This window comes from Nocardiopsis camelliae, assembly GCF_028993595.1.
Lineage (GTDB): Bacteria > Actinomycetota > Actinomycetes > Streptosporangiales > Streptosporangiaceae > Nocardiopsis > Nocardiopsis dassonvillei.
Genome location: NZ_CP118614.1, coordinates 5,048,458 through 5,069,771, shown reverse-complemented (window position 1 = coordinate 5,069,771; position 21,314 = coordinate 5,048,458). Strand labels below are relative to the sequence as shown.

Genomic DNA, 21,314 nt, shown 5'->3' with positions numbered 1-21,314 from the left:
TCAGGCGCGTCCGTCTCAGCCGGGGGGCGCCCGCACCCGTTTTCCGCGGTCCGGCCGCACTCGTCCTGCCCGGCCCGGCCGCGGCAGGGGCGCCGTCCGAGGAACCCGGGGGCGGCCCGTCGCGGTTCCGGCGGGCCGCCCCCGTCGCCCGGGGTCAGTGGCCGCCGGTCAGGGTTCCGGACAGCTCCCGGTGCAGGTGCGCGCTGGGCCCGTTGAGGCCGGTGATCTCCACCCGCACCCCGTGCCTGCGGAAGTGCTCGGTGACCTGGTCCAGGGCGGCCACGGCCGAGGAGTCCCACACGTGCGCGTTGGACATGTCCACCACCACCCTCTCCAGACCCTGTTCGGTGTAGTCGAACCGGTTGACCAGCTCGCCGGTGGAGGCGAAGAACACCTCGCCGTTGACCGAGTACACGCGGGTGCCGCCCTCGGGGTCGAGCACGCTGGTGACGTCGGCCTGCATGGCGGCCCGGCGGGCGAAGAGCACCATGGACACCACGACCCCGACGATCACGCCCAGGGCCAGGTTGTGGGTGGCCACGACCACGGCGACGGTGATGACCATGACCAGGGTCTCGGTCCAGGGCATCCGCCTCAGGGTGGCCGGGGCGACGCTGTGCCAGTCGAAGGTCACGATTGCCACGAAGAACATCACCGCGACCAGCGCAGCGACCGGGATCATGCCCACCAGGTCGCCCAGGGCCACGCACAGGATGATCAGGAACACACCGGCCAGGAAGGTCGAGACGCGGGTACGGGCCCCGGACTTGACGTTGATCATGGTCTGGCCGATCATCGCGCACCCGGCCATGCCGCCGAAGAAGCCGACCAGCACGTTGGCCACTCCCTGGCCGCGGGCCTCGCGGCCGTGGTCGGAGGAGGTCTCGGTCTGGTCGTCGACGACCTTGGCGGTCATCAGCGACTCCATCAGCCCCACCAGCGCCAGGGTCAGCGAGTAGGGGGCGATCAGGACCAGCGTGTCCAGCGTGTAGGGCACGTCCGGGATCAGCGGCACGGGCAGGGTGTCGGGCAGTTCGCCCATGTCCCCGACCGTCTGCGCCGGGATGCCCAGGGCCAGCGCGGCGACGGTGAGCACGACGATGGCCACCAGCGGCGCGGGAATCGCCTTGGTCAGGCGGGGCAGGCCGAAGACGATGACCAGGCCCACGGCCACCATGGCGTAGATCGGCACGCCCACGCCCTCCAGGTAGGGCAGCTGGGCCGTGAAGATGAGGACGGCCAGGGCGTTGATGAACCCGGTCATGACGCTGGGCGGCACGAACCGCATCAGCCTGGCCACCCCGAGCAGCCCCAGGGCGACCTGGATGAGCCCGGCCAGGATGGTGGCGGCGATCAGGTGGTCGACGCCGTACTCCATCGACAGCGGCGCCGCGACCAGGGCCATCGCGCCGGTGGCGGCGGAGATCATCGCGGGCCGCCCGCCCAGGAAGGCGATGGACACGGCCATCACGAAGGAGGCGTACAGGCCCACGCGGGGGTCGACCCCGGCGATGAGGGAGAAGGCGATGGCCTCGGGGATCAGGGCCAGGGCGACGACCAGTCCGGCCAGCACGTCGGCGCGCAGCTGCGCGGCGGCGGGGATCCGGGCCTTGAGGGACCTGGGGGTCTTCACGGGCAGTTTCATGGCACCCATCGGGTTTCGGGCAGCCCACAACGAGGACCGCGGTGTTCGGGTCAGGCGTTCGTGCACGGCGCGGACGCGCGCCGGTGAGACGGGGTGCGCGGGTGCGCACGGGGATCCGGGGCGGTGTCGGCCCCGGTGCGGCTTCGTCGCCGCGGGCACGGCCGTGCCTCTGGGTCGGGCCGGGAGGAGAGTGCGGTGGTCCTCCGCTCGTGCGCGGGTGACGACCCGGAGAAACTCTACTCTTACGTGAGAGTCTGATTCTCGTTCGGCGACTGAGACGACCCTCACAGTACGGAAGGGTTCGGGTGTTCCCCGGGCGGGCGCTCCGTACGGCGGGCGCACTCCACCGGCGGTGACGCGCGGTGACCGCCGGTGCGGTGGTGGGGAGGCCGGGGGCGTGCGGGGACGGGGCCGCGGCCCGCCTCTGGGGGCGGACCCGGCCCGCGGGCGTTGGGGCGGGGCGCGGTCCACGACGCGTATCCGGAGGGCGGGGGCGGCCGTGTGCCACGGCCGCGGCGGCACGCCCCGGTCCCCGGCCCGGGAGCGGGTGCGGTTCCGTCCTGGAGTGTGTCGGCGTGCGGTGACCCGCGATGCGGGCCGGGGGGCGGGTTCCCGTCTCGGGGCGCTGGTCGTTCGGCCCCGGCGGACGCTAGGCGGTGGCGTTGTCGCGGGCGCGCTGCTCACGCAGCCGCTCGGCGAACTCCTCGGCCATCGCCAACTGGTTGCGCAGGGCCTGGCAGCGGGCGACGATGGCCGCCTCGAAGGCGTCGAGCCTCTCGCTCAGGGCCCGCCGCTCGTCGGGTCCGGTCTCGGCCGAACCCAGCCGGTCGACGGCCTCCAGCAGCTCGCGGGTCTCCTCAAGGCTGAACTCCAGCGGTTTCATCCGCTTGATGAGGTTCAGGCGGTCCACGTCCGTCTCGGTGTAGAGCCGGAAGCCGCCGCGGGAGCGCGCGGAGGGCTCGACCAGGCCGACCTCGCCGTAGTAGCGGATCGTGCGCAGGGACAGGCCGGTCCGCTCGGCGACCTCGCCGATCTGCATGTGCTGCGCCCCGGACATCGCGGCACCCCCTCTCGTTCACCCGACTCTAACGTCGCCCCGAACCCGTCGCGGCCCGCCGTCGGGCGCTCCGGTCCCTCCGTAAAGCCGTTGTCGGTCCGCAGGGCGCTCGGACATAGTGGACCGACCCCCGGGGCGCGGTCCGAACGCGCCTCCCCACACGGAGGAACCGCCATGTCCACCCTTCGGGTCACCGCCGAGCGGCTGACGATCCACCCGCACCCCAACGCGGACGCGCTGGAGCTGGCGCAGGTCGGATTGTTCCGCGCGGTCGTGGCCAAGGACGACTACCGCACCGGCGACTGGGCCGTCTACATCCCCGAGAGCGCGCTGCTGCCCGAGGACCTCATCGGTGAACTCGGCCTGACGGGCAGGCTCGCGGGCTCCCGGAGCAACCGGGTCAAGGCCGTCCGGCTGCGCGGAGAGCTGTCACAGGGCATCGTCTGCCGCCCGAAGCTGCTGGTCGACCGCGACCTGGCGGCGGAACACCGTGACGGCACCGACTTCGCCGGGGAACTCGGCATCACCAAGTGGGTGCCTCCGGTCCCGGTGCACATGGGCGGCGACCTGGTCGACGCGCCCGGCCTGCTGCGCTGGATCGAGGTGGAGAACGCCAAGCGCTACCCCGACGCCTTCGAGCCGGGGGAGCCGGTCGTGGCCACGGAGAAGATCCACGGCACGGCCTGCCTGTTCACCCTGGTCGCCGCGACGGGGGAGGAGTTCGCCTCGTCCAAGGGCCACGGGTCCCGGCACCAGGCGCTGGCGTTCGCGGAGAAGAACCTGTACTGGCGGGCGCTGACCGCCCACGGGGTGCCCGAGGCCGCGCGCGGGCTGGCGGAGCGGTTCGGCGCCGCCCGGGTGGGCGTGTTCGGCGAGGTGTTCGGCGCGGGGGTGCAGGACCTGGCCTACGGCGAGACCGGCCGCGGCGAGCAGCCCGGTTACGCGGTCTTCGACGTCTCCCTGGACGTGGACGGTGCCCTGAGCTGGGTCGACGCCGCCGACCTGCCCGAGGTGCTGGAGTCGGTCGGGCTGCCCTCGGTGCCGCTGCTCCACGACGGCCCCTACGACGAGGCGGCGCTGCTCGCGCTGGCGCAGGGGGAGGAGACCTGGAGCGGTGGCGGCCTGCACCTGCGCGAGGGGGTCGTGGTCCGGCCCCGGCGCGAGCGCTACTCGCCGGTCCTGGGCGGGCGCGCGATCGTCAAGTTCGTCTCCGACGCCTACCTCACCCGCGGGGGCGGCACGGAGTACGAGTGAGCCCACCGCGCGGGCGCACCGGGAACTCCCGGCGCGCCCGCGGGGCCGTCGCCGCGTGCGCCCGCGTCGGGCGGCCCGGCCGCTCCCCGGGCTCAGCCGACGGGCTTCTCCCAGACCGAGACGTGCTGGCGGCTGGCGCTGGTGAACGGCTCCCGGGTCCACCCGTCCCACCGGTCGCTCAGGCGCATCCCGGCGAGCCGGGCCATGAGGTCGAGTTCGGCGGGCCACACGTACCGGAAGGGGACCTCCCGGTACGTGCCGCGCCCGTCGGCGACCGTGACGTGGTGTGAGCTCATCGCCTGCGTGGCGACGTCGTAGACGTCGAACCCGAGTCGGTTCGAACCCACGTGGAAGGGCACGGCGTCCTGGCCCTCCGGCAGCCTGCGCAGGTCGGGGACGCCGACCTCGACGACGAAGCGGCCGCCGGGTTCGAGGTGGTCGGCGGCGTTGCGGAAACAGGCCACCTGTTCGTCCTGCGCGGTCAGGTTCATGATGGTGTTGAAGACCAGGTAGGCGACGGAGAACGTCCCCTCCACCCGGGTCGTCGCGAAGTCGCCGACCGTCACCCCGACCGCGTCGCCGCCGGGTTTGGCCCGCAGCCGTTCGACCATCGCCTCGGACAGGTCGATGCCGTGTACCGGAACCCCGCGGCGGGCCAGCGGCAGCGCGACGCGCCCCGTCCCGATCCCCAGCTCCAGGGTCCGGCCGTTACCGGCCAGTTCCGCCAGGAGGTCGACGGCCGGATCCAGGACGGCGGGCTCGAACATCTCCGCCGACGACTCGTCGTAGGTCGCCGCGACGCTCTCCGCGAAGTGGTCCTCCTGTGCGCTCATCCCGGAACGCTAACCCGCGGCCCCCGCGGGGCGCACGCGGTTTTCCCGCGGCCCCGCGGGCGCAGGGCGCGACCGCCCGGGAGCGTCCGGCGCGTCGCGGGTCGGGCGGCCCCGCTCCCGGGCAGGGTGGGGGGAGCGGGCCTCGGGACCGGCCCGCTCCGTGCCGCCGGGGCGCCCCCGGGGGCCCGGTGACACCGGCTCCGCCGCCCGACGCGGCCCGCGCAGCGGTGCCCCGCGCGACCCCGGACCCGGCGCCCAGCGCGGCAGGTCAGGGATGTATCCCACACCGACATGCGGCCCCCCAGATTGCATGCTCATTCATAAGGGCGCATACTTATTTCCATGTCCAAGGTACTCACTTCCCTCCCCGTCGGCGAGCGCGTCGGTATCGCCTTCTCCGGTGGCCTCGACACCTCGGTGGCGGTCGCGTGGATGCGCGACAAGGGCGCCGTCCCGTACGCCTACACCGCCGACATCGGCCAGTACGACGAACCCGACATCGCCTCGGTCCCCGGCCGCGCCACCGCCTACGGCGCCGAGGGCGCCCGCCTGGTGGACGGCCGGGAGGCGCTGGTGGAGGAGGGTTTCGCGGCGCTGGCCTGCGGAGCCTTCCACATCCGCTCCGGCGGCCGCACCTACTTCAACACCACCCCCCTCGGGCGGGCCGTCACGGGCACCCTGCTGGTGCGCGCGATGCTTGAGGACGGCGTGCAGATCTGGGGCGACGGGTCCACCTTCAAGGGCAACGACATCGAGCGCTTCTACCGCTACGGTCTGCTCGCCAACCCCTCCCTGCGGATCTACAAGCCTTGGCTGGACGCCGACTTCGTCAACGAGCTCGGCGGCCGCAAGGAGATGTCGGAGTGGCTGCTGGCCCACGGCCTGCCCTACCGTGACAGCACCGAGAAGGCCTACTCCACCGACGCCAACATCTGGGGCGCCACGCACGAGGCCAAGGCGCTCGAACACCTCGACACCGGCATCGAGATCGTCGAGCCCATCATGGGTGTGCGGTTCTGGGACCCCGAGGTCGAGATCACCCCCGAGGACGTCACGATCGGCTTCGAGCAGGGCCGCCCGGTGTCCGTCAACGGCAAGACCTTCGCCACCGCCGTGGACCTGGTCAACGAGGTCAACGCCATCGGCGGCCGACACGGCCTGGGCATGTCGGACCAGATCGAGAACCGCGTCATCGAGGCCAAGAGCCGCGGCATCTACGAGGCCCCGGGCATGGCGCTGCTGCACGCGGCCTACGAGCGGTTGGTCAACGCGGTCCACAACGAGGACACCCTCGCCAGCTACCACAACGACGGCCGTCGGCTCGGCAGGCTGCTCTACGAGGGCCGCTGGCTGGAGCCCCAGGCGCTGATGCTGCGCGAGGCCCTCCAGCGCTGGGTGGGCACGGCGGTCACCGGCGAGGTGACCCTGCGGCTGCGGCGAGGCGAGGACTACTCCCTCATGGACACCACCGGGGCGGCGTTCAGCTACCACCCGGACAAGCTGTCCATGGAGCGGACCGAGGACTCCGCGTTCGGCCCGGTGGACCGCATCGGCCAGCTGACCATGCGCAACCTCGACATCGCCGACTCCCGCGCCAAGCTGGAGGAGTACTCCAGGGTCGGCATGGTCGGCACCTCGCACCCGACGTCGATCGGCGCCGCCCAGGCGGCCGCGACCGGGCTGATCGGCGCGATGCCCGAGGGCGGCGCCGAGGCGATCGCCTCCCGCGGACAGGCCCCCGAGAGCGACGACCTGCTCGACCACGCCGCCATGGAGTCCGGCAACGACTGAGGCCCGGCCCCGGTCCGCGCGCCAGCGCGCGGGGACCGGCCGGGCTCTGGTGCGGGGATGATCCGCGCGCCGGCCGTGGAACCCGCCGGACCGGCCCGTCGCCGGGGCGGGAACGCCGCACGAGCGTTCCCGCCCCGGCGACGTCCGTCAGTCCGGCGGATCCAACGGCGACATCGCCGGGGAGTAGTTGAACAGCCGGAGCCTGGCCGCACCCGGTTCGGTGAGGGAGGCGGCCCCGGGGTCGACGTCCACGATGCTCAGACTGGCCGGGTGGCTGGGCACCGTCCGCGCCGGGTCGAGCCCGACGGCGGCCACGAGGAAGGCCCGCACCGGCCCTCCGTGGGTGACCGCCAGCAGCGTCCGGTGGCCGTCGGCGTGCGCCCGGCGGACGGCGGCGCCGATCCCCTCGACCACCCGGTCGGTGAGTTCGCCGAAGCTCTCCGCGCCCGGGGGGTGGAACCGCCCCGCGCGCCACGCGGCGTACACACCGCCGTCCTCCTCCTTGATCTGCGCCGAGTACCGCCCCTCCCAGTCGGCCAGGTAGGCCTCGTTGAGCCGGGGGTCGCGCGCGTCAGGGCTGACCCCGAGGACCTCGGCGGTCTCCTGTGTACGGCACAGCCCGGAGGTGACGACGTAGCCGGGGTCCAGGTAGCGGACCGTCTCCGCCAGCGCGGCGACCTGGCAGCGCCCGGCCTCCGACAGCCCGATGTCCTGCTGCCCCTGGAGGCGGCGCTCACCGTTCCACGCGGTCTCGCCGTGGCGGACCAGGAACAGCCGCATCATCGGACCGCCCCGGTGTCCAGGCGGTCGCCCGCGGCGTCGAAGTAGGCGTCCGGCGCCTCGGGCAGCCGCAGACCGGCCGCGTCCCCGGGCAGCAGGTCGACCGGCGTGTCCCGGGAGACGTTCACCCGGGTGCCGTCGGCGAGGTCCACGCCCACGACCCACCTGTCGGCCATCGGCACCTGGTCGGCGAAGACCGCCTCCAGGCAGCCGGGCGCGGACGCGTCGCGGTCGATCCCGAGCGAACCCGCCCGGTACATCGCCCGCACCACCCCGTCCGGGACCGACGCGGGAGCCGCGCCGCAGTCGGCGCCCAGGGCCGACAACCGACCGCCTTCGGCCCGGCACTCGATGATGTTGGCCGGGGGCGTGCCGACGAACGTCGCGGCGAACGCGGTGCGCGGCGACTCCAGCAGCTCCCGCGGCGTGCCGAACTGCTCGATCCGGCCGTCCTTCATGAGCGCGATGTGCGTGGCCATGGTCATCGCCTCCACCTGGTCGTGCGTGACGTAGACGCTCGTGGCGCCGGTCGAGCGGTGCACGCGCATCAGCTCGCCCCGGGTGTCCACCCGCAGTTTCGCGTCGAGGTTGGACAGCGGTTCGTCGAAGAGCAGCACCTTGGGCTGCGGGGCGATCATGCGGGCGATCGCCACCCGCTGCTGCTGGCCGCCGCTGATCTCCCCCGGGTAGCGATCGGCCAGGTCCTCGATCGACAGCATCGACAGCACCTGCTCGCTGCGGGCCCGCCGGTCGGCCTTGGACCACTTGGCCACGGTCAGCGGCCAGGCGATGTTCTGGCGCACGGTCTTGTGCGGCCACAGCGCGTAGGACTGGAAGACCAGACCGGCCTCGCGCTCGGCGGGCGGCACGATCTCGGTCCCGTCGCCGCGGGCGATGACGCGGTCGCCGAACCGGATCTCGCCCCCGGTGGGGTTCTCCAGTCCGGCGAGCATCCGCAGGGTCGTCGTCTTCCCGCAGCCGGACGGTCCGAGCAGCACGAGGAAGGAGCCCGCCGGGACCTCGATCGAGACGCCGTCCACGGCGGCGGTGCCGCCGAAGTCCTTGCGCAGGTCGGTGATGGTCAGGGCGGCCGAGGAGGTCTCGGGGCGCATGTCGGTCCTTTCGGCCTGCCGGGCGCGCGGCGTCGGGGTCATGAGTTGGAGTTCCAGGGCTGGGCGGCGCCCTCGAAGCGCCGCGCGATGACGGTTGCCGCGACCGAGATGACCGCGATGACCACGGTGACCGCGTTGGCCAACTGGGTGAAGTTCTCCGAGGAGTACTGGTAGGTGAGCACGGCCAGGACGGGCATCGCCGGGGTCGCCAGCAGCACGACCAGGGACAGGTCGCGCACCATCTGGACGAACACCAGCACCCCGCCGGTGAACAGGCCGCGCGCGGTCAGCGGCGCGATGACCGCGCCGATCCTGCGCATCAGCCCGGCCCCCGCCATCACCGCGGACTCCTCGACGTCCCTGGACACCTGGCTCAGGGCCGAGGTGCCCGACCGGACGGAGAACGGGATCGTCGCCGCGATCCCGGCCAGCACGAGGATCGCGAACGTCCCGTACAGGCTCGGGAGCGGGCCGATGGGCGCCCCGAACTGCGCGATGAAGGCCGCGCCCAGCGCGATGCCGGGGATGAGGAAGGGCACGAACGAGGTGACGCTCATGGTTCCCACCAGCCACCTCGGGCCGTTGGAGCGGGTGATGACGTAGGAGATGAGCAGTCCGAGCACACCGGCGCCGACCGCCACGCACACCCCGAGCAGGACGGTGTTCCAGGTGGCCTCCAGGATCTGCGGGTTGTTCAGGACGCCCCGCTGCCCCTGGGCGAGCGCGGGGTCCGAGTCGCCGATCCAGTAGTGCAGGGTCAGCCCGGAGGCGAAGTCGTTGGTGCGCAGGGTCAGCGAGCTCAGGACGAGCACGAGTCCGGGCACGATCGTGGTGCACGTGACCAGCAGCCAGGCGAGCCCGGCCACCGGCCAGCCCCAGGGGCCCAGGTCCACGCCCCGGCGGCGGCCGCCCTTGCCGGTGATCGTCGCGAAGCTGCGCCTGCCCCCGGTGATGCGGGTCGAGGCGTACATGATCATCGCGGCGACGATGATGAGCACGATCGAGAGCACGTACCCGCGCGCGACGTCACCGGTGGAGATCGCCCCGTACAGACGGGTGGAGAGCGTGTGGAACCGCACCGGCAGTCCGAGCAGGGCCGGTGTGACGAAGTTGGAGACCCCCTCGGCGAAGGCGAGCAGGGCGCCGGAGATCATCGCCGGGGCCACGACCGGCAGGGCGATGTCCCGGGCCACCCGCAGCGTGGAGGCCCCGGTCATCTCGGCGGCCTCCATGAGGTCGCCGTTCACGCTGGCCAGCGCCGCGGCGACCAGCATGAACGACAGCGAGAAGTAGTGGGCCGTCAGGGTCGCGGCGATCGGTACGGGTCCCCAGGCCAGCCAGTCCGGGACGTCCAGGCCCAGGTTCATCAGGATCCCGGTGGACCCGCCGATCAGGTCGTTGCGAAAGACCGACTCCCACGCCAGCGCCAGGGCGAAGCTCGGCAGGGCGAACGGGATCGTCGCCAGCAGCCCCAGGGCCCTGCGCCCCGGGATGCGGGTCATCACGACCACCCAGGCGAGGAACCCGCCCACCACCGTCGAGCAGACGGCGGTGGCGGTCCCCATGAGGATCGAGTTGCCCATCGGCCTCCACAGGAGGTTCTCCGACATCGGGCTGGCGAACACGTCCGCCCACGCCTCGCGGTTGCCGCTCTGGAGGGTCGTGTTGACCAGTCCGCTGAGCGGCGCCACCACGAGGACGAACAGTACGAGCAGGGTGCCGGCTCCCAGCACCACGGAGGGCTGCCTCAGTGCCGTGCGCGCACGGGCCACCGTGGTGCCGACCGCGGTGCGGCGGGGGGCGGGTGCCGTCGTCATGGCTTCCTTTCGCTGACGGGGGAGTCGGGGGTTCTACAGGGTCAGGAGGAAGTCGGCCACGTCGTCGCGGACCCGGGCGGTCTCCTCGGGGTCGATGTCCCAGGCGCCCAGTTCGTCCAGGGGCGCGGCGTCCTCGGGCATCTCCATGTCCGTGCGGACCGGGTAGTCGCCGGGGACGTAGAAGGGCTCGTATCCGGGACCGCCGGTCGCGGAGTCGTCGCCCATGAGGAAGTCGGCGACCAGACGCGCGGCGGCCGGGCTGTCGGAGCCCTGCACCATGCCGATGTAGGCCGGGAAGGTGATGCCCAGCGACGGCGCGGTCCCCAGGGAGGCCTGGAGCGCCCAGCCCTCCTCCTCGTTGTCCCGGCGGTCGGAGTAGGAGGTGATGCCGACCGGCGGGTCCTCCTGCCCGGTCGCGCCCACGGCCGCGTTGACGTTGTCGGTGTCGTCGACCAGGACCAGGCCGTTGGCGTAGAGGTCCTTGATGAACTGCTGCCCGGCGTTCTCCACGCCCTCGTCGAGTTCGACCTCGGACCCGAAGTGCTCCTGGTGGGCCTGCGCCATCTCGTCGGAGCGCTGGACGATCTCCGTCATGAGGTCGAGGTAGTCGCCGCGCACGCTCGGGTCGACCATGACGACCTTGCCGTTCCACTCCTCCTCGGTCAGCTGCCACAGGTTCTGGATCGGGCTGCCGTCGGGGTGGGCCTCCTCGTTGTACATGAGGATCTTGGTCGAGAGCCGGTTGGCCAGCAGCGGCTGCTGGTACTCCTCGGGCACGGTCTCGGCGACGCGCTGGGGGACGTAGTTCTGGAGGATGCCGCCCGCGACGAGTTCGGTGATGACCACCGGGGCGTCGGAGATGTAGGCGACGTCCGCCGACGGGGTTCCGGCCTGGGCCTCGGACTGGAGGCGGGTGATCTGCTCGGAGGAGGCGATGTCGTGGCCGATGAGGTCGACGCCGGGGTACTGCGCCTCGAAGGCCTCCTCGACGGAGGCGATGCGCGAGGTGAAGGAGTAGACGGTGACCTCCCCCTCCTGCTGGGCCAGTTCGACGAGCTCCTCGTGGGTGGCGTCGTCGAGTTCGTGGGGCTGGGCGGCCTCGCCGGTGTCGGCGGTGTCTGCGGCCTCGGGGGTGCCGCCGCCGCAGGCGGCGAGCGTCACGGCGAGCGGGAGGGCGACGGAGGCGGAGAGCAGTCTCGAAGTGCGCATGACAGGTCCTTTGCGTCGGTTTTCGCGCAGGCGGGAGCGGGGCCGGGGTGGTCCGGCCGTCGCGGGGGACGGGGAGACCGGCGTCAGTCGAACGCGTTGAGCAGGTCGTCCAGGCGGTCGAGGGCGGGCAGGATGGTCTCGGGGTGGCGCTGGGCGACGGTGAGCACGATGGCGTTCGCGATCATCATCGGGACGCTCAGGGAGGAGAAGCCCTCCTGGTGTCCGCGCGGGGCCGAGAGCACGGTGGTCGGAGCCGGATCGAGGGTGTGCAGGGTGTCCGTGACCAGCACGGAACGGGCTCCGACCTCGGAGGCGTGTGCGTACAGCTGTGTGAGGCCCCGCGGAGCGCGGCGGAACGCGAACGACACGACGGCGTCGGAGTCCGACATCGCCAGGACGCGTTCGGCGACCTCGCGGCCGGGGCCGACGAGGTTGACCGGGCGCATCCCGAACCGCCGCAGCCGGCTGTCGAGGAGTTCGGCCAGGACCCCGGAGTTGCCGCGCGCGAAGAGGTAGACCACACGCGCGCCGACGAGGAGGTCGGCCACCTCGTCGATCTGGGCCTGGCTCACGTGCTTGCCGACCGCGGCGAGGGAGTCGAGCTCGGTGGCCAGGAGGGTGTCCAGCACGCTGGCCTGCCCCTGGCCCCGGAGTTCGGCCCGGAACCGGTCGCCCGCGCCGTTGAGGCGTGCCTCGTGTGCCTCGCGCAGGTCCTCGCGCAGCTCCAGGTAGCCCTGGTAGCCCAGCCGCTGGGCCAGCCGGGTGGCGGCGGCGGGGTGGACCCCCGCGCGCTGGGCCACCTCCCCGCCCCGCCACAGGGGGGCCTCGGCGGGGTTGGAGAGCAGTTCGTCGAGGAGGACCCGGTCCGACTTCGTCAGCCGGTCGCGGTACTCGCTCATGCGTTCCTGGAGGTTCACAGCGCCCACGATACAAGCAAGTTTTCTTGCACAGGCTGTTTTTCCTGCAACTTTATTTTCGGTTCATGGGGACTTCACCCTCTCCCCGCGAACCGGTCGGGCGTTCACCCGCGGATCGCCCGGCGGCAAGCCGGAGGTCAGGACGCGTCCCGAAAACCGCAGGTGGGTCCGGTGGTTGCTTCCGGCAGGTGAAGGCAGGTGAAGGCAGGTGAAGGCAGGTGAAGGCGGGTGCGGCGCCGACCGTCCCCTCCCCGCGGCCTCGTGCCTGTGGCGGGGGCGGAGCGCCGACAACGGGCGGGACACGGGCCGGGCCCCACGCTCCGGGACGGCGGCGCTCCCGGCCGGATCACCGGCAGTGCTCCCGTCCGGCTCACCGGCCCCGGCCGGGGTCCCCGTCACCCTCGGCCTCCTCCAGGAAGACGTCCGTCTCCTTGGCGGTGGGGCAGGTGGCCGGGCCGCGGCGGGTGACGGCCATGGCGGCGGCCGCGTTGGCCCGGCGGGCGGCCGCCAGCGGGTCCAGACCGTCGGCCACCGCGGCCGTGAACACGCCCACGTGCGCGTCGCCCGCGCCGTTGGTGTCCACGGCGCGCACGGGGAAACCGGGCACGCGCCGGGCGGCGGCGCCCCCGGACACTGTCCCGTCCCCGCCACCGGCCACCACGCAGCCCCGCGCGGAGTCGCGCACGACCACCGTGCCGCCGGGACGGATCCGGGGGAGCAGGAGAGCGGCGGCCTCCTCGGGGACGGAGCGCCCGGTCACGGTCGCGGCCTCGGCGGCGCTGAGGCTGAGCAGGTCCACGCGGGCCAGGACCCGGTCCAGGGTCGGCCCGGGGACGTCGCCCACGACCGGAGCCGGGTCCAGGACCAGGCGCACCCCCTCCGGGAGCCCCCCGATCCAGGTGAGCAGGTCGTCGGCGCGCGGCCCGGGCAGCAGCGAGTACCCCACCGTGTAGACGAAGTCCCCCGGTTCGGGCCGCAGGGTGCGCAGCCGGTCCGGGGACAGGTCCATCTCGGCGCCCAGCCGGGTGACGAAGGTGCGTTCGGCGTCCCCGTCCACCAGGGCCACGCAGAAGCCGGTGTCCGCGTCGGGGGAGGGGGCGTGCGCCACCGCCACCCCTTCGGAGCGCAGCGCGGCCCGGGCCAGGTCCCCGTGGGGCCCGGTTCCGTGCGCCCCCGCGTAGACCACCTCCATGCCCGCCCGCGCCGCGGCGGCGACGACGTTGAAACCGCCTCCGACCAGGGTCCGGGCGGAGGAGGCGAACACGCCCTCCCCGGCCCGGGGGAGGGCGTCGACCGCCATCACGACGTCGATGATCACCGGTCCCACGTGCACAAGGCGTCCGGTCACGGCAGGGCTCCCCTCGACTGCGCCGACCGTGGCGTCGGCCCCGCGATCATCCCAGCGGCGAACGCGGAGGGGACCCACCGGGTGGGTCGCTGCCGGGGGCGGTCCCCCGGCAGCCTCCGCCGCATTCGGGAGCCCTCCTCGCGAAGGTCTCCCGGGCCACCCTGACCACAGGGGTCGCAGGGGCCACCGGGTTCTCAGGGGTCACCGGCGCGCGGGACCGGCCGTCCGTCCCTAGAGCTGGGGAACCGGGGGCGGCGGGGTCCAGCGCTGGGCGCGGGAGGCGCGGGAGGGGACGCCGTACTCGTCCCTGAGCCGTTCGGGGATGGCGTACTGCATGACCCGGCCGCGGGTGAGGGAGCTCAGCTCCAGGTGGGTGGTGACGTGGCCGAGGCGGTCCAGGGCCCACGCGCCCAGCGGGGAGCCGTCCTCGACGCGTTCGAGGACCCCGAGCAGGGCGGGGGAGGCCCTGACGGCCGTGTCCCAGGCGCTGCGCGGAACCCGGAGCCAGTCGGCGCAGGTGTCGCCGATGAGGTAGCGGACGAGGGCGGCGACCACCGGGTCGAGGAGGGTTCCGGGCACGACCTCCTCGTAGAGGTCGATGAGCTGGCGGGTCAGGTGCGCCCCCTCCTCGGAGGGGCCCATGTACCGGGTCATGTACAGGTCGGAGAACTCGCGGCCGGCGGCCACGTCGGCCGGAGCGTGTTCGGTGCTGACACCGAGCATGGCGCCGACGATGCGCCAGGCGTAGTAGTAGGACTCCGCGCCCTCGGCCGTCATGTGCACGCCCAGCCGGTGCAGGGCGTCCAGGACCTGGATGGAGAAGATCATCTGGCCGCCGATCATGTCCTCCTGGCAGATCGGCGTGCCGAGCGCGTCCACGTCCCAGCGGCCCTCGCGGCGCATGTGGTAGCGGATGGAGGCGTGCAGCAGGCGCACCTTCTGGGCCGAGGGGACGAACCGGCTCCCCGCCTCGAACGCGTCGGGCTGCATCAGGTACACGGTGAACTGCCCGGTCTCGGCCATGCGCCGCGAGGGGTACTCCAGGGCGTGGGTGGCGCTGAGCAGCCTGGCCACGTGCGGGACGACGTAGCAGGCGGGCATCGACGAGAAGGCCAGGGCGGTGGAGATGTGCACGTTGTTGTCGATGAAGAACAGACGGGCCCTCTCCATCTCGTCCCAGTCGACCCAGGAGGGCGGCGCTGCCGTGGCGTGCAGGTACTCGCGGGCGACGTCGGGCAGCCCGTCGGGCAGGTCCTGTCCGGCGTTGGAGAAGTAGCGCATGAGCGTGTTGAACTTGCCGACCTCCCCGCGTTCGAAGAGCGTCTCCACCGTCGCGTCGGCGAGTTCGTCGCCCATCAGACGCAGCGCGTCCATGGACTCCGGTGTGTAGGACATGGGATCCCTTCCTGGGGTCAGGAGTGTCGGGCCGCGGCCGAGGTCACCATCTGCGACAGGGCGGCGGAGGCCCCGTCCGGCAGGTCGGCGCGGTCGAGGGCGTCGGTCGCGGCCCGGACGCGCTCGCCGATCATCTCCTCGACGCGTTCGGGCGCCCCGGTGCGCCGCATGATCGACCGGACCCTGGACAGGCCCTCCCCGTCCAGGCCGCGGCGGCCGAGCAGGCCGCGCAGCTCCCGGCGCTCGGCCGCGGTGGCGGCCGACCAGGTCTCGGCGAGCAGGACGGTGGGCCGGTTGCCCCGGACGTCGTCCAGGTTCGACTTGCCGGTGAGCTCCGGGTCGCCGAACAGCCCCAGCAGGTCGTCCCGCAGTTGGAAGGCCTCGCCCAGGGGGAGCCCGTAGGCGGTGAAGGCCTCCATCACCGCGCCCGGGGCGCCGGCCAGCGCGCCGCCGATGCGCAGGGGGTGCTCGACGGTGTACTTGGCCGTCTTGTACCGGATCACCTGGAGCGAGCGGCCCGTGTCGGGCGGCGAGCCGGTGCGCAGGATTTCCAGGCACTCCCCGGCGATCAGCTCCCGGGCCATGACCAGCCACAGCTCACGGGCGCGGGACAGGTAGGCCGAGGGGAGGCCGCAGCACAGGAACAGCTCCGCGGCCCACGACATGAGCAGGTCGCCGGTCAGCAGGGCCAGGGCGCGGCTCCCGGCGTGGGGTCTGGGCCTGCCGGTGAACGCCGCGCGCAGGGCGACGTGGGCGCTCGGCACGCCGTGCCGCATCGGGCTCTCGTCGATGAGGTCGTCGTGGACGACGGCCGCGGCGTGCACCAGCTCCATCGCGGCGGCTGCCCTGACCAGCGCGTCGCTGTCCGGCTGCCCGGCCGCGCGCCACCCCCAGTAGCAGAACGACGCGCGCAGGCGCTTGCCCCCGGTCACCGCCACGTCCAACTGCTCGGCCACCGGCAGCAGGTCGGCGTCGATGGAGAGGAGGCGGTCCGTCTCCCGGCGCGCGAACTCCCGGAGTTCGGCGTCCACCCGTGTCCGGAGCAGGGCCTGCTCCCCGGTCTCAGCCATCGCTCTGGCCGGGACGGGAGGCGGCGGCCCGCCGGGCGAGCAGCTCCATGTGGGACTCGGCCGTCGGAGCGTACCGCCGCAGCGCCAGTTCGCCGCGCTCGCGCAGGTCCCGCCGACCGTCCCGGACCAGCTCGGCCAGGTCCGACCGGCTCAGCAGCGACCGCGCTCCCCGCAGGGCCGCGCCGATCCCGCTCCATGCCAGGTCGGCCACCCCGGCGGCGACCAGCAGCGGCTCCCGCGCGCGGTCGGCGCCCGCTTCGTCATCGGTGTGCGCCACGGCGTACACCCCCTGTTCCCGATCGGCACGGAAAGGACGGCGGCCGGAAACGGCGGCGCCCGAGGAAGAACACCGTCCGGCGGCCGGAGGTCCGCCGCGGTCCTCGTGGAGTGATCATCTTCGGCCATCACGGTTTTTGTCAACGCAATGGTGTGATCTGGTTTGGTTTGGTGAAAGTCGGCGGAAAAAAGGGAAAGGAGCAAACGGACACGGGTGGATAAAAACCGGTGTCGTCGTGCGGATTGTCCGTGTTTTCGCAGGTTGTCGCCGCAGCGTTGCTTCGGGGTTGGGGCTGGGTCGAACGCCGAAGGAGGGCGGTCCGGAACGCCGGAATTCGGCTCGCCCCGGGGTGATCCCCGCTGGGTTCCGGGGGCGCTTCCGGGGTTCGGTGAATCCCGGAGGGGGTTCGCGTCCGGGGGGTGTGGAAAACGCGTTCGTCTCTATTCCTGACAAAAGGTGATATGGGCGATCCGGGTTTTCCCGCGGTCCCCCCGAAGCGGGGGCCTCCGGCGCTACCGGCCCCCGAACGCCCGACGGGGCCGCGGACACCGGTTCCACGACCCCGCCGCGCTCCCCGGCCTCACTCGGTGCGCAGGCCCTCGGGGCCCGTCATCCGCCACAAGCAGGGCAGGCTCGCCAGCGTCACCAGCGCGATCACGCCGAATCCGGCGCCCACGAGCGGCAGGAACCCCAGCCAGTCGGTGACCGGGAGGTCGGCCAGCCGCAGCAGGAGGAGCCCGAGCCCGGTCCCGCCCCCGACGGCGATCGCCAGGCCGAGCACCACCGGGATCGCGGTCTGCCACAGCACCGACGCGGCGAGCGTGGCACGGCTCGTCCCGAAGGCGACCAGCACCGAGAGCTGCCGCCTGCGCTCCCGCAGCTGCTCCACCGTGGAGACGACCATGCTCGCCCCGATCACCAGCATGATCAGGACCGCACCGGCCCGGAGCGCGTCGCCGATGGACGTCAACAGGGTGCCGCCGCCCTCCTGGTGCAGCACTCGCAGACGGATTCCCGGGCTGTCGATCCCGACGTGGTTGCGCACGTGCTCGACCGCGTCCGGGTCGCTCCCGTCCAGGGTGACGAGCACCGTGGACTGGAGGTACTCCAGCTCCTCGACCGGAAGGGCGGACGGGGTGACGAACAGCCCCCGGTACTCCTGCCCGACCGGGCCGTCCGCGGCCTCGGCCCCGCGCACCGGCGGGACGGTCCAGGTGCGGGGCCCGGAGGCGGAGCCGCCCCGAGGGGCGTTGTCGAGGTCCAGGCGGTCCCCCGCGCGCACGGCGGAGGCCCCCTCACCCGAGACGAAGGCGTCGCCGTCGGCGCACGAGGAGAACGCGATCAGCCCGCCCAGGGTCGCGCAGTCGGCGACGACCACCGCCCGCGTCCGTGAGGGGTCGTCGGGGCCGGGCGGGGCGTCCGCCGGGGGGAGGTGGGCCAGGAGGAAGGGGGAGGAGGACTCCACACCCCTGGCGCCGCCGAGGTCGCGGGCGAACTCCGCGGCCTCGGCGCTGCTCCCCACCGTGGCCGAGGCGATCATCCCCACCCGTCCGGGCTCCGGGCCGCCGTCGGAGGGGACCCGGGCGGCGATCGCGGAGAACAGCATCTGGAGCGCGATCGCCCCGGCCACGGCCAGGGTGACCCCGCTGACGGTGCGGGCCGCGATCCCGCCGTTCAGCTGGAGGCGCCGCGTGGCCATCTGCCACGACAGCGGACCGCCGCGCAGCCGGCCCACCACGGCCTCGACGACCCACGGCAGCAGCAGGGTGAACCCCGTCAGGGCCACCGCCACACCGGCGGCGACGGCCCACTCCGTGCCCTCGGAGCCTCCTCCCCGCCCGAGCGCGGCCAGGACGGCGCAGCCGACGGCCAGGACCGCCACGCGCCACCACAGCCGCCGACCCCGGTCGGCGCCCTCCCGGAAGACGCCCAGCGGACCGACCTCGACCCCGCGCAGCGCCAGGAGCGTCGCCAGGACGGCGCTGGCCGGGACGAGCACCACGACGAGGGCGGCGAGCGGCGGCGCCGGCGTGAGGTCCGCGGGCAGCACGCCCGGGCCCGGGAGCCGCACGTCGTCGGCGAAGGTCCGCGCCACCAGGAAGAACCCGGCGCCCAGGGCCAGGCCCAGGACCGCGCCGACCAGGGACTCGCCCGCGGCGACCCTGCGCGTCATCGCCCTGTCCGCGCCCACCAGCCGCAGCGCGGCCAGGCGCTGGTCGCGCCGCTCGGCCCCGAAGCGCGTCGCGGTGAGGACGAACGCGGCGATCGGCAGCAGCAGCACCACGATGATGACGACGACGAGCAGGACGAGGGCCGCGGACATGCCGCCGTCCCTCAGGTCCGCGCCGAAGCCGGAGGCGGCGTGCGGGACCGGGGACCGGGAGAGGGAGTCCGTGCCCAGGTAGAAGTAGAGCTCGCGCGGTCCCCGCAGCCCTTCGGCGCCGATCAGGCCGGTGACCGCGGCGCCGTCGAACCGCTCGGCGAGCAGGGCGCCCCCGGGGGAGTCCAGGAGGTCGCGCAGGGCGGGGGAGACGTGGAGTTCGCCCGCCTCCGGCACCCGGTCGATCCCCGGCGGGCGCACGTGCGTCCCCGGCCCCGCGGGCGCTTCGAGCAGCATGCCCGTGAACATGTCGCCCCGGTACTCGACGACCCGGGGGGCCGCGAGGACCGCGGCACCGCTGGTCGGCGCGCCCCGCTCCAGGTACACCGGTGCCCGCGCGTCCATCCGCTCCTGACCCGCCGCGCGAGCCGAGGGCGCCGCGGCGGCCAGCAGGAGCACCATCACCCCCAGGCCCACGCCCAGCGCGGTGAGCAGCGTCCCCGTCCAGCCGACCCGCCCGCCGCCCAGGGTGAGTTCCGCGCCCATGGCCAGGTCGCGGTACCACCGGCCGATCACGTCGCCCCCATGGGCCCGATGGCGGGGCCGAGGGCGGGGCCCAGGGCCTGGCCGTCGCGGACGACGACCTCGCGGTCGGAGTAGGCGGCCACCCGGACGTCGTGGGTGACCAGGACGACCGCGGCCCCGGTGTCGCGGGCCGCGCCCGTGAGCAGCTCCATGGCGCGCTCCCCGTTGAGCGAGTCCAGCGCGCCGGTGGGCTCGTCGGCGAAGAGCAGCCGGGGCCCGGACACCAGCGCCCGCGCGATGGCCACCCGCTGCCTCTGTCCGCCGGACACCTGGCCGGGGCGCTTGTCGCGCACGTCGTCCACCTCCAGGCGGGCCATCCACTCCGCCGCGGAGGCCTCCGCGCGCCTGCGGGCGACGCCGGTCAGGCGCAGGGAGAGCGCCACGTTCTCCACACAGGTCAGTTCGGGGACGAGCTGGCCGAACTGGAAGACGAAGCCGAAGTCGCTGCGTCTGAGCCTGCTGCGCTCGGCGTCGGACAGGGCCGACAGCTCACGCCCGTCGTAGTGCACGGTGCCGCCGTCGAGGTCGAGGATGCCCGCCAGGCAGTGCAGCAGCGTGGACTTGCCGGAGCCGGACGGGCCCATGACGGCGACGACCTCGCCGGAGCCGATGCTGAAGTCCGTTCCGTTCAGCGCGGCGGTCGAACCGAAGTACTTGCGGAGCCTGGTGGCGGTGAGCAGGGCCCCCGCGCCCTCCGCCGCGGTGGTGCCGCTCACGCGCCGACCTCCCCGGCGAGCCGGTCCAGGCGGCTGGCGGTCAGCTCCAGCCACCGGATGTCGGCCTCCAGGTGGAAGAGGGCGTGGTCGCAGACGAGCTGGTCCGCGAGGTCGCCGCCCGTCTTGCGGCGGGTGAGCTCACGCATCAGGCGCAGGTGCTCGGCCCGCTGCACGTCCAGCAGTCCGGCGGCGTCACGGCCGGTCAGCAGCGCCAGCACGACCTTGGCGTACAGGGTGCTCTGGAGGTAGGGCTCGGGGCTCTCCGGCGTGGAGAGCCAGCGGCCGACGTCGGTGACACCGGCGTCGGTGACGGCGTAGCGCTTGCGCTCGGGGCCGCCGCCGGTCTCCACACCGTCCACCTCGACCAGGCCGTTCCTGAGCAGGCGCGACATCGTCGAGTAGACCTGTCCGTAGTGCAGCGGCCGGTCGTGCCCGAACCGCTCGTCGAAGAGGCGTTTGAGGTCGTACCCGTGGCGGGGGCCCGATTCGAGCAGGCCGAGCAGCGTGTTGCCGATAGACATGGCGGCGACTATACACAATGTGTATAGACGGGCGGAGAAGAGGTGATGTGTCCCGTTCCCGGGCGCGGTCCGCGCCTCCGGGAACCCGCTCAGGCGGGGCCGTTCTCCGGCGGCCCGGCGGCCGCCGGGCCGGGGCGGTCCGGGGCCGCGCAGCCGCGGGGGTGGATGTGGAGCCGGTCCACGCGCCCGGCCTGGACGACGACGCCCGACACGTCACCGTGGACCCCGTTGCGGATCGCCGCCGGCCCCCGAACTGATTCCCCTGTTCCGGCCGAACCGCGACGCGGCTTTTCCGCCACCAGGCCCGGCCACCGTTGTACGGCCTTGTGCCTGAGGATTCTCACGAGCAGATCAGCGGTACCCGAGGCGACTTTGCAGATGAACAGGCCCGCGGCGATGGTGAGAAGGAACTGCAGGAGTGTCGCCGGGCCGAGTCGGAGTGCGAGTTCCCGGGCACGCTCCGCCAGAGGTAATGGCCCCGGAAAGACGAAGCCAGACTGATCGGAGCCAGTGCCTTGATCTTCGTTCGCACCTTCCCGCTTATCCGAAAAGCGACCACGAAGAGGGTACAGGAAAGGGTCGCGGCGCGCGAGGGTGGCACCGGTCGTGGCGTCGCCGCGGGCGACGGGGCCGCCGAGGGGCGGCGGGGCAGGCGCGGGGAGCCGTC

Annotated in this window: 17 protein-coding genes; 2 read left to right on the top strand and 15 right to left on the bottom strand. The window is 73.3% G+C overall.

Annotated elements, in window-relative coordinates:
• Nucleotides 1-154: 154 nt before the first annotated feature.
• Together PV789_RS22090 and PV789_RS22085 are read right to left on the bottom strand one after the other, a co-directional pair.
• Nucleotides 155-1,654, bottom strand: a complete 1,500-nt coding sequence (locus tag PV789_RS22090; RefSeq protein WP_274974361.1) for a SulP family inorganic anion transporter — start codon at nt 1,652-1,654, stop codon at nt 155-157.
• Between the two features lie 640 nt (nt 1,655-2,294).
• Complete coding sequence (locus PV789_RS22085; protein WP_274974360.1) at nt 2,295-2,702, bottom strand: MerR family transcriptional regulator; 408 nt, start codon at nt 2,700-2,702, stop codon at nt 2,295-2,297.
• Nucleotides 2,703-2,876: 174 nt separating this feature from the next.
• On the opposite strand from PV789_RS22085, the gene PV789_RS22080 reads away from it, so the two are divergent.
• Entirely contained in the window at nt 2,877-3,956 is a 1,080-nt protein-coding gene (locus tag PV789_RS22080) for an RNA ligase (ATP) (protein WP_274974359.1), read from the top strand.
• A gap of 92 nt (nt 3,957-4,048) precedes the next feature.
• Here the strand turns inward: PV789_RS22080 and PV789_RS22075 are convergent, their stop codons facing one another.
• The gene (locus PV789_RS22075) at nt 4,049-4,789 is read right to left on the bottom strand and encodes a class I SAM-dependent DNA methyltransferase (RefSeq protein WP_274974358.1); all 741 of its coding nucleotides are present in this window, start codon (nt 4,787-4,789) and stop codon (nt 4,049-4,051) included.
• A gap of 342 nt (nt 4,790-5,131) precedes the next feature.
• On the opposite strand from PV789_RS22075, the gene argG reads away from it, so the two are divergent.
• The gene (argG, locus tag PV789_RS22070; RefSeq protein ID WP_274974357.1) at nt 5,132-6,580 is read left to right on the top strand and encodes an argininosuccinate synthase; all 1,449 of its coding nucleotides are present in this window, start codon (nt 5,132-5,134) and stop codon (nt 6,578-6,580) included.
• Between the two features lie 147 nt (nt 6,581-6,727).
• Here the strand turns inward: argG and PV789_RS22065 are convergent, their stop codons facing one another.
• The 12 genes from PV789_RS22065 to PV789_RS22010 all read right to left on the bottom strand — a co-directional run bounded on the left by PV789_RS22065 (nt 6,728) and on the right by PV789_RS22010 (nt 20,647).
• On the bottom strand, nt 6,728-7,363 hold the full coding sequence (locus PV789_RS22065; protein WP_274974356.1) for a histidine phosphatase family protein: 636 nt from the start codon (nt 7,361-7,363) through the stop codon (nt 6,728-6,730).
• On the bottom strand, nt 7,360-8,514 hold the full coding sequence (locus PV789_RS22060) for an ABC transporter ATP-binding protein (RefSeq protein WP_274974355.1): 1,155 nt from the start codon (nt 8,512-8,514) through the stop codon (nt 7,360-7,362). The genes PV789_RS22065 and PV789_RS22060 overlap by 4 nt, the downstream gene beginning before the upstream one ends.
• Nucleotides 8,511-10,289: an ABC transporter permease gene (locus PV789_RS22055; protein WP_274974354.1), complete on the bottom strand. Its 1,779-nt coding sequence runs from the start codon at nt 10,287-10,289 to the stop codon at nt 8,511-8,513. The genes PV789_RS22060 and PV789_RS22055 overlap by 4 nt, the downstream gene beginning before the upstream one ends.
• 33 nt (nt 10,290-10,322) lie before the next feature.
• A complete protein-coding gene (locus PV789_RS22050; protein WP_274974353.1) occupies nt 10,323-11,498 on the bottom strand; it encodes an extracellular solute-binding protein in 1,176 nt (391 codons plus the stop codon).
• 83 nt (nt 11,499-11,581) lie between these two features.
• Complete coding sequence (locus PV789_RS22045) at nt 11,582-12,415, bottom strand: MurR/RpiR family transcriptional regulator (protein WP_274974352.1); 834 nt, start codon at nt 12,413-12,415, stop codon at nt 11,582-11,584.
• A 370-nt stretch (nt 12,416-12,785) separates the two neighbouring features.
• Complete coding sequence (locus tag PV789_RS22040) at nt 12,786-13,763, bottom strand: PfkB family carbohydrate kinase (RefSeq protein ID WP_274974351.1); 978 nt, start codon at nt 13,761-13,763, stop codon at nt 12,786-12,788.
• A 231-nt stretch (nt 13,764-13,994) separates the two neighbouring features.
• Nucleotides 13,995-15,158 carry an oxygenase MpaB family protein gene (locus PV789_RS22035; protein WP_274974350.1) on the bottom strand — a complete coding sequence of 388 codons (1,164 nt, stop codon included), beginning with the start codon at nt 15,156-15,158 and terminating at the stop codon, nt 13,995-13,997.
• Nucleotides 15,159-15,175: 17 nt separating this feature from the next.
• A complete protein-coding gene (locus tag PV789_RS22030; protein WP_274974349.1) occupies nt 15,176-16,228 on the bottom strand; it encodes a polyprenyl synthetase family protein in 1,053 nt (350 codons plus the stop codon).
• A complete protein-coding gene (locus PV789_RS22025; RefSeq protein ID WP_274974348.1) occupies nt 16,221-16,505 on the bottom strand; it encodes a hypothetical protein in 285 nt (94 codons plus the stop codon). The genes PV789_RS22030 and PV789_RS22025 overlap by 8 nt, the downstream gene beginning before the upstream one ends.
• A 580-nt stretch (nt 16,506-17,085) precedes the next feature.
• Nucleotides 17,086-19,401 carry an ABC transporter permease gene (locus PV789_RS22020; RefSeq protein WP_274974347.1) on the bottom strand — a complete coding sequence of 772 codons (2,316 nt, stop codon included), beginning with the start codon at nt 19,399-19,401 and terminating at the stop codon, nt 17,086-17,088.
• Nucleotides 19,398-20,126, bottom strand: a complete 729-nt coding sequence (locus PV789_RS22015) for an ABC transporter ATP-binding protein (protein ID WP_274974346.1) — start codon at nt 20,124-20,126, stop codon at nt 19,398-19,400. Before PV789_RS22015 ends, PV789_RS22020 begins: the two co-directional genes overlap by 4 nt.
• On the bottom strand, nt 20,123-20,647 hold the full coding sequence (locus tag PV789_RS22010; protein ID WP_274974345.1) for a PadR family transcriptional regulator: 525 nt from the start codon (nt 20,645-20,647) through the stop codon (nt 20,123-20,125). The genes PV789_RS22015 and PV789_RS22010 overlap by 4 nt, the downstream gene beginning before the upstream one ends.
• Nucleotides 20,648-21,314 lie beyond the last annotated feature (667 nt).